Source organism: Streptomyces sp. N35 (assembly GCF_016464295.1).
In the GTDB taxonomy this organism is placed as follows: domain Bacteria; phylum Actinomycetota; class Actinomycetes; order Streptomycetales; family Streptomycetaceae; genus Streptomyces.
Map to the genome: position 1 here is coordinate 1 of NZ_JAEIMH010000198.1, position 1282 is coordinate 1282.

Annotated in this window: 1 protein-coding gene; it reads right to left on the reverse strand. The window is 74.7% G+C overall.

The window, feature by feature from the left end; all coding sequences use genetic code 11:
- Positions 1-210 precede the first annotated feature (210 nt).
- Positions 211-1077 (reverse strand): alpha/beta hydrolase, encoded by an 867-nt coding sequence (locus JAO81_RS41835; RefSeq protein WP_307814253.1) that lies wholly within the window; start codon positions 1075-1077, stop codon positions 211-213.
- Positions 1078-1282 lie beyond the last annotated feature (205 nt).

A 1282-nucleotide genomic window follows, 5' to 3' on the forward strand; every position in this document is an offset into this window, starting at 1 on the left:
TGACCCTTCGCGGGAACGGTGCCATTGCCCGAATGAGCAAGCACCCCACCCCGGCCCCGACCCACGACGAAACAGGAGGCGTAAACCCGGCACCCGCAGCTCTGCACACAACAGGGCACCGCCGGTCAGCGGGTCAGCCGGTCAGTCGCTCGGCTGTTCAGCCGGTCAGCCGGTCAGCCAGTAACCGGTAGCTAGTAGCCGCTCAACCCGTCATCCCCGCGCGCCCGCCCGCCCGACCGACAGCACAGCCGCCGCCACCTCATCCGGTCGGTCCAGCATCACCAGATGGCTCGAGTGCGGCGAGACGCGGAAGTCCGCTCCCAGGTCGTCGGCCAGCGCGCGTTGGCGCGCCAGCCAGTGCCGGCCCGTGCCCGCCGCGAGGACCGTGGCCGGCAAGGCGTCGGGCAGGGCGAACTGTCCCCGTACGCTGAGCAGTTGGGCCGCCACATCCGTATACGTGGCGTACTCGGTCAGCAGCGCCCGAAGCGAGCGGCTCGTGGAGTAGGTGCGCCGGACGAGCCCGTACGGAGCCGGATCACCACCGCGCCCGGCGCGCGTCAGCCGGAACGCGGCCCGCCGCCCGGGCGGGCCCAGGGCGTACGGCACCCCGGCCGCACCCAGCACCCCCGCGGCAATCCGCGTGAGCCCGGTGCGCAGAGCCGGCGCCGGGCGCGGCCGCGCGGCCGTCTCGACGCTGGAGTCGATCAGGACCAGGCCTGCCGTACGCGCGGGGTGCAGCCGGGCGAAGGCCTCGGCATGGAAGCCGCCGAGGGAGTGGCCGGCCACCGTGGCGGGCCCGCTCAGCCCGCACGCGTCGAGCACCCGGGCGATCCGGTCCGCCTCACCGGTCAGCGACGGGTCCACGGCCGCCGGTCCGCTGAGGCCGAGCCCGGGGCGGTCGAAGCGGACCACCGTACGGTGCGGGGCGAGCAGGCGGGCCACCGCGTCCCAGTCGAACCACGCCATCCCGAGCCCGGCGGTGAGCACACACACCGGCCCGCTGCCCTCCACCACGACGTGGTGCGGCACCCCACCGATACGCACGAACGTCCCGGGCACCTCACGCACCTCCGACACCTCACATACCTCTGACACCCCGGACACCCTCAGCGCCTCTGACACCTCGCGCACCTCCGACACCTCTGGCACTCCGGACACCCGCAGCGCCTCCGGCACCCCGGACACCCCCAGCACCTCACGCTCCCCGCCCGCCCGCGCCGACCACCCACGCCCCCCCCCGGCCCACACCCCCACTCACCCGCGCCGACCACCCACGCCCCCC